The organism is Candidatus Bipolaricaulota bacterium, from assembly GCA_021159055.1.
In the GTDB taxonomy this organism is placed as follows: Bacteria; Bipolaricaulota; Bipolaricaulia; order UBA7950; family UBA9294; genus S016-54.
The window spans coordinates 1-7,517 of sequence record JAGGSO010000082.1; the positions used below are offsets into that span (position 1 = coordinate 1).

General features: G+C 58.8%; 7 protein-coding genes. All 7 read right to left on the reverse strand.

The features are described 5' to 3' along the window. A partial coding sequence (locus J7J55_04165; GenBank protein MCD6141895.1) for a polyamine ABC transporter substrate-binding protein occupies positions 1–1,466 on the reverse strand: 1,466 nt, incomplete at its 3' end. A 335-nt stretch (positions 1,467–1,801) separates the two neighbouring features. Next, the gene (gene cysS / locus J7J55_04170; GenBank protein ID MCD6141896.1) at positions 1,802–3,211 is read right to left on the reverse strand and encodes a cysteine--tRNA ligase; all 1,410 of its coding nucleotides are present in this window, start codon (positions 3,209–3,211) and stop codon (positions 1,802–1,804) included. Positions 3,212–3,246: 35 nt separating this feature from the next. Then, positions 3,247–4,293 (reverse strand): ABC transporter permease, encoded by a 1,047-nt coding sequence (locus tag J7J55_04175; protein MCD6141897.1) that lies wholly within the window; start codon positions 4,291–4,293, stop codon positions 3,247–3,249. Then, positions 4,290–5,474 (reverse strand): ABC transporter permease, encoded by a 1,185-nt coding sequence (locus J7J55_04180; GenBank protein ID MCD6141898.1) that lies wholly within the window; start codon positions 5,472–5,474, stop codon positions 4,290–4,292. Before J7J55_04180 ends, J7J55_04175 begins: the two co-directional genes overlap by 4 nt. Positions 5,475–5,527: 53 nt before the next feature. Beyond that, complete coding sequence (locus J7J55_04185) at positions 5,528–6,022, reverse strand: hypothetical protein (protein ID MCD6141899.1); 495 nt, start codon at positions 6,020–6,022, stop codon at positions 5,528–5,530. Positions 6,023–6,088: 66 nt separating this feature from the next. Beyond that, positions 6,089–7,003, reverse strand: a complete 915-nt coding sequence (locus J7J55_04190) for an ABC transporter ATP-binding protein (protein MCD6141900.1) — start codon at positions 7,001–7,003, stop codon at positions 6,089–6,091. Positions 7,004–7,031: 28 nt separating this feature from the next. Further along, a complete protein-coding gene (locus J7J55_04195; protein ID MCD6141901.1) occupies positions 7,032–7,214 on the reverse strand; it encodes a hypothetical protein in 183 nt (60 codons plus the stop codon). Positions 7,215–7,517 lie beyond the last annotated feature (303 nt).

Consider the following 7,517-nt stretch of genomic DNA (forward strand, 5'->3'; position numbering starts at 1 on the left):
TCCTCCAACAGCTTAAGCTGCGCTGTCTCCCAGAGCATCGCCTGAATCGTCGGGTTAAGCTCCGTGCGCGCCGCCTCGATCAACCAATCGATCCCCGTGTAGTGCGAGAAGTTGGTATCGGGTTTTGCCCCAGTCACAACAATCGAGGCAGAGTGATAGAAGCGTGTCAGGAAGACGTCCGCATTCGGGCGCCAGCATTCGTAGTGAACGATCGGGTTGACGTCCTTGCGGATCATTGAGTGATAGGTGGAGTGATCAACCACTTTGAGATTCAGCGTGATTCCCACCTTTTTGAGTTGTGCCTGGACGTTTTCAAACGGACGCCGATAGCTGTCCTTCTCCGTGATTACAGCATCAAGGCTGAACCCATCCGGATACCCTGCTTCGGCAAGCAAGGCCTTTGCTTTATCTCGATCAACGGTGTAGAGCAACCCGGCCTTCGCCACCTCTTCCTTGTCCATGCCCCCAGCAAGGTAGGGAGGAACTACAGCGTATAATGGCTCAGCCACGTCCTCTCCGATAAAGGCGAGGAGTTCGTTTCGATCTATCGCATAGGCGATGGCCCGCCGGACCCGAACGTCGCTGAGCGGTCCTTTGGATATGTTGAGATGCTCAACCTCAGTCTCTCCAGGGCCGAAGATGTCAACTACCGTGTTCGGCTGATTTTTCACGGCGTTGACCCACATCTGTTCCCTGACACCGTCGATCACATCAAGTTGCCCAGCGGCTAAACCCGCTTGCCGACTGTTGATATCTGACATATACCAGACCTCAACCTGTTCTAGAATAGGGGCACCGCGGAAATAATTCTCGTTACGCACAAGGACAACCTTCTGCATCGGCGAGTAGGACTTAAACATGAACGGTCCAGTCCCTACGGGATGTGTTTTGAAGTCCTCCCCTAACGCCTCCACTGCTCGCTTACTGACGATGAACCCTCCGGCATAATCAGCTACCTTGGGTAAGAACAAACTAGGAGAGATAGCCTTTTCAGTCGTGATTTGAACGGTGTATTTATCTACCGCCATGAAAGACAAGCCACTGTACTCTCCCGCGTAGGCCGAGGTATCCTTGTTAGCTGCTTTATTAAGCGAGAAAACAACATCTTCTGCCGTCAACTCATAGCCATCTTCGTATCCCTTAAATGGATGGAACATTACGCCTTTTCTAAGGTGGAAAGTCCAGGTCAAACCGTCCGCTGACACTTCGTAGCTCTCAGCTAGATCAGGCTCAAATTGGGTGATGTCTCCGGGTTTATAGCGAACAAGTCCGTTAAAAACCATATCTACCACCGCACGGTCCATCGTGGCGGCAGCGTAGTGAGGATCAAGGGTCTTTAAATCTGATGCATCAAAGGCAATGCGAAGTACCTGTTTGTCTGCTAAGGCTTGAGCCCAGGGAGCGATTGCAAAACCACCCAAGATTAAGCTAAAAACCAATCCCACGACAAACAATCTTCGATACATTTGGTTATACCTCCTTTTAGCTAGCAACATCGCCATTGTCTTGCGCCAGTCATATTAAAGTATGTAGCCTACCACCTCCCTCTATTTCCTAATTGAGTGCAATTCTATCATTAATATAACAAGAAAAAAGCGAGGTGTCAATATTCACACTAAACCATCTCAACCGCCTGGCTGGGAGAAGACAAGAAAAGTAAATAGTTAAAAATGATTCCTGCTTACCTAACTACGAGAAAGTAGGTCGGGAAACCGCGCTATTCAGAGTTCAGAGATGGTTCATCAAGGCAGTATTCGGCTGAAAACAAGATGGAGCTGACATAAATCGCTTCATGATCTCCTTACATCCAGATCGTCCCGTGCGGGGTGTCCTTGAGCACGATCCCGAGATCATTCAGCCGATCGCGGATCCGATCAGCGAGCTCGAACTCCCGCTTCTTGCGCAGCTCCATCCGCAGCTCGATAAGGAGATCGATCAGATCCCCGGTTGTCGTCTGGAGCATCTCCTCCCGCTTGCGGAAAAGCCCGAGCGGGGCTCCGAGGGTCCGCAGGAGGGAGACGGCGTCCCGCAGCCCGAGTCGGTCCGCGCCAGCGGCGTTGGCACGGAATCGGTTCGCCTCCGAAACGAGCTCCTGGATCGCGGCGAGCGCCCCGACCGTGTTGAAATCGTCGTCCAGCGCCTCCACGTACCTGTCCCTGAACCGGGAGAGCCCGGCGACGAACTCATTCCCTGCCTCTCCCAGCTCACCATCACCGGCGCCGCGCAGCTCGGCCTCCACCTCGGAGATCAGGGTGCGGACCCGGTCGACCGCCTTCTCCGCCTCTGCCAGAGCCGCCTCCGAGTAATCGAGCGGCTTGCGGTAGTGGCGGGAGAGGTAGAAATAGATCACCGTCTCCGGATCGAACCGCTCCAGGACCTCGTAGGCGTAGGCGAAGTTCCCGAGCGACTTCGACATCTTCTCGCCGTTAACGGTGAGCATCCCGTTGTGCAGCCAGAACCGGGAGAAGGTCTTCCCGCTCACCGCCTCGGCCTGGGCGATCTCGTTCTCGTGGTGGGGAAAGATGAGGTCGTTCCCCCCGGCGTGGATGTCCAGCGTCTCTCCCAAGTAATGACGCGAGAGGACGACGCACTCGGTATGCCAGCCTGGTCTCCCCTCGCCCCACGGGGAATCCCACTTCGGCTCACCTGGCTTGGCCGCCTTCCACAGGGTGAAATCGAGGGGATCCTCCTTCAGCTCGGAGGCTGCGACCCTGGCCCCGCTGCGCAGCTCATCGACGCTGCGGCCGGAGAGCTTGCCATACTCACTGAACGCGCGCACGCGGAAGTACACGTCGCCACCTCTCTCGTAGGCGTATCCCTTCTCGATCAACTGCTGGACGAGATCGATCATCCCGGCGATGTGCTCGGTGGCACGCGGGCTGTGGGTCGGGGGGACGACCCCGAGCCGGTCGAGGAGCTGGAAGTACGCCTCGGTGTACCGTGCCGCCACCTCGGCCACCGTCTCCCCGCTCTCCTGTGCCCGGGCGATCAATTTATCGTCCACGTCGGTGATGTTCTGGACGTAGATCACCTCCCACCCCTTGAACAGTTCCATGTAGCGACGCAGTGCGCCGAAGACGAGCACCGGCCGCAGATTCCCGATGTGGAGATGATCGTAGACGGTGGGGCCACAGACGTACATCTTCACCGTCTTTCCGTCCTGCGGCTCGAATTCCTGCTTTTCTCGCGTGAGGGTGTTGTACAGTCTCATGCCCCACCTCCTTTTTTCCGATTATACCGGACGGATCAGCGGCGGTCCGCCCGCACGATGTAGCGGGCAATGAGGGGGAGGAGCACAAGACCGAGTACGAGCAATCCGGCGGTGATCCCCCAGAACTCGGACGGAGGCATCTCCCCTACTCCGGTTATATCCCGCATGGCATCGGCCATGTAAGTGAGGGGGAGCAGCTTGGAGAACGCGCGCAGATAGGACGGCATGATCTCGATCGGGAAGTAGATCCCGGCGAGGAACATCATCAGCATTGCGAAGATGTTGGAGACATTACCCGCGCTCTCCGGACGGCGGACGACCAAGGCGATGAGCGCTCCCATCCCCATTGCCCCGATCGTTGCCGCAGGGACGAAGAGCGCGTAGCGGCCCCAGTCGACGGAGAACTCCAGGTGCAGGGCCGTAATCGCTACGAGCAGGGTGAGGAACGCCGAGACGTAGGCCACAACCAGCCGCACTCCGGCGATCGCCGCAAGAAGGGAGATCGGGCGCATCGGGGTGACGAGGAACCGGTCGAGCTGACGGCGCTCCTTCATCATGGCGAGGTGCCCGGAGATCGCGAACAGCCCGGCGGAGAGGATGGAGAAGGCGATCACCCCGGGGACGACGCGGACAAACCAGTTCCCGCTCGTCTCCCGCACCGCGACCGCGTGGACGGAGACGGCCGGACGCGCACCCTGGCGGGCGAGGTTGAACCGCGTCGATATCCCGCGCGCGATCTGCTCGAAGGCATAATTATCCTGCACCCGGGTCGGATCATAGACGAAGACGAGCGCCTTCCCGTCGTAGACGAGCCCGAAGTCGACCCGCCGCTTTTCGATCCCCTCCTTGAGCGATTCCCGGTCCGGGAAGCTGGTCACCGTGATTCCGTCCGTCTTCTCCAGGACGGAGACGAGCTTCGTTCCCGGAACGCCGTTGAGAACCAGTCCCAACCGGGACTGGTCCTCTCCCCCCATCAGGAATCCGAACACCAAGATGAACAGGACCGGAAACAGGAACGTGAACGCGAGCGCCGTCTTGTCCCGGGCGAAGGTGACAAACTCGGCGTGCAGTAACGCCCTCATCGTTCCGCCTCCCAAGACAAGCGCCGAGCGGCAACAAGAACCGACAGCGCGATCCATCCGAGCGGGACGAGGACGCTCCCGATCGGCGAGGTAGTCCCCTCCGTCAGCCCCAAACCCGCCCGCAACCCGCCGGCGATGTAGGTGACCGGGTTTACGAGGACGATCGCCCGCAAGAATCCGGGCAGATCCCCGACCGGAAAGAAGAGCCCGCCGAGGAACATGAGCGGGATGTTGAGGATGTTGGCGATCGCCATCGCTCCGTTAGCTGTCTTGGCGACCGCGGCGATGAGGAACCCGAACGCAAGAAAAGTGCAGAACCCGAGGATGAGAAACGCAATCGCCTGCGGTCGAGCGAAGTTCACCCTCGCCCCCAGTCCGTACTCGCCGATGGCAAACAGCACGGCGAATTGAACGGCGCTCAGTCCGAGCTGACCTAACGAAAATCCGGCGAGATACCGGGGAACAGTGAGTGGGGTGACCCAGTAGCGGCGGAGCTGAAATCGATCGCGGGCGTAGAGGATCGCCCCCGGGACCCCGAACAGCCCGGCGGTGAAGAACGCCATCAGGACCACTCCGGGGAGGAGGAACGAGGCGTAGGAGAACGAAGCCGGCATCCCCGCCAACGACTCGTTCCTCATCGGGATCTCGTTATTCGGATCAAGCCGTCCGATCCGGACAAGGATCTCGCGGTTGACCCCGGAGACGACCTCGGCGATCACATCTGCGGCGAGGGCGGACCCGCTCCGCGTCGGATCGGTATAGACCGTGATCTCGGCCCCCGCATCGGAGAGGACCGCCTGGTTGAACCCGCGCGGGATCACGATCACCGCCGCCAGCCTCCCGTGCCGCAGCTCCTCCTTGGCGCGAGAGAGAAACTCCTGCTTGTCCTCCCCTGGCCCGGGGCGGTGAAGGGAGAAGAGCGGTTCTTTGCCATCTTCCGGTTCCCCGATCGCCGCAAATGCGGAGATCACAACCCTGGCAAGATCCGGCCCTGCTTCCGCCTCCTCCAGGTTCACCAACCCCACTTGGAAGTTCATCCCGCCCTGTTTCCCGAGATTCCCGAAGATCAGGGTGAGGATCACGAGGAGGAAGACGGGGAACACGATGAACCAAAACAGGGTCACCCGCTCGCGCAGCGCGGTGATGAGGTGAGCGCGGGCAAGTGCGAGGATTCCGTTCATGTGTGATGTCCTTTAAGCTGGTTCACGGGCTTGAATCGAACGTTGGAGGGCGATCACCCAGATCTATCCGCCTTCAGCTCCGCCACGTCCCGCTCTAACCGCTCGATCCGGGACAAGATGGAGATCCAATCCTGATCGAGTCGGGTGAGGATCGACATCATCTTGTCCTGACCGGAGATGATCTCGTCGAAATACACCTTGAACTCGTCCCGAGTGAGGGTCTGGTCAAGCCGGATGCGGATGTCGACCACCTCTCTGGTCAGGTTATGGATCGCGGCTGCGTTTGCCTCGATCTTTTTCCCATTCGCCTTGATCATCTCTGCATTCGCATCGATCTTTCCCGCGTTCGCGTCGATCTTGGCAGCATTCGCATCGATCTTCGCCGAGAGGCGCTTATCCACCTCGTCGATCTTCTTCGAGAGGCGTTTGTCCACATTATCGATCTTTGTTGATAGGCGCTTGTCGACGCCGTCGATCTTCGCCGCGAGCCTCTCCTCGACTTCCTCCAGGTCCTTCTTGCGGACGAGTTCGTCGTTTTGATTGCGCATTTCGTCCTCCACAATCCTTTATACCGATCCGACTGAGTGGTGTCAAAACCAGCAAGAAGCTGGCGCCTAATCCCGCAACCTTCTCCCGGTGAGGGCGAGGAAGACATCCTCCAGGTTCGGCTGGCGGATCACCATGTTATCGAGGGATACCCCGTTCTCGTGCGCCCAGGCAAGAAGATCGCGCAGGGCAGGGACGAGATCGGTGACCTCGACCACCACTGCGTCCCCGTCCCGCCGCACTTTTCCCCCGGGAGGAGGAGTTGGGAGAGCCGCCGTGTCTGACGCGGTGAACTCGATGATCGTCTCCTCCCCGAGTTGTGCCGTGAGCTCCCGCGGGCTGCCGGAAGCGATGATCTTCCCGTGATCCATGATGCACACGTGGTCGGACAATGCCTCCGCCTCCTCCATGTAATGGGTGGTGAGGACGATCGTCTTCCCCTGCGCCTTCAGGTCAGTCACGATCGACCAGATGTTCCGCCGCGCCTGCGGATCGAGTCCGGTCGTCGGCTCATCGAGGAACAACAGATCAGGATCGTTCACCAGCGCCGTTCCCAGGGCGAGGCGCTGCTGCTGCCCGCCGGAGAGTTGCTTTACGAAGGCGTTTTTCTTCTCGGTGAGAGAGACCAGTTCCAGCACCTCATCCACCGGCCGCGCCTGGGGGAAGAACGATCCGAACAGACGAATGACCTCCTTCACCCGCAGGTACGGCTCGAAGTTTCCCTCCTGGAGCAGAACCCCCATGCGGGTCTTTTCCTGCCGGCCGACGCGGGCAATCCTGCGTCCGAAGAACTCGATCTCGCCAGAGTCGGGAGCGCGCAGCCCCTCGAGGATCTCCAGGGTCGTGGTCTTGCCCGCTCCGTTCGGCCCGAGGATGGTGAACACCGTCCCCTGCGGGACGGAGAACGAGATCCCGTCAACCGCGCGAACCTCGCCGTAGTGCTTGGTCAGCCCTTCAACGCGGAGGATGGAGTCAGTCTCCATTGTTGTGGTTGCTTTCGTTGGCATTGTGTTAATCTCCTTTTTCGGGGTTGATGATCGCCGCAATTATTTGATATGCCGGCATTTCAGGCTGTTTCAGTCCCATGTTAATAAGTCGCAAAGCTTCCTCCGCGATCCATCGATAGTGGCGCGGCTCACCCGACTCCTTGAGAAGCTTATACGCGGCATCGCTAAAGGTCATTGGTTCAGGCATTTCGTTGCCTCCTCGACTATCCGGATTTCCTCGTCGGTTAGGCCATAGAGCTCGTAGACGAGTTGGTCGATCTGTTTGTCCGTCGCGTCGATCTGGCGCTACGACCTATCTATGTGATTATAGCGCGATTGGACAGCTATTGAAGCGGCGGCTGATTTCGTGGGGCTGGACTGCTCCATCAGCAGCATCACCCCGAGCCACACCGCTAAGGCGGAAAAACCTAAAACCCATCTTCTACAGTTCCTCCAGGTGGCATGGCCGCAAATGCCCTTGTGAAGGGATCCCATTCCTGAATTCTCGCAA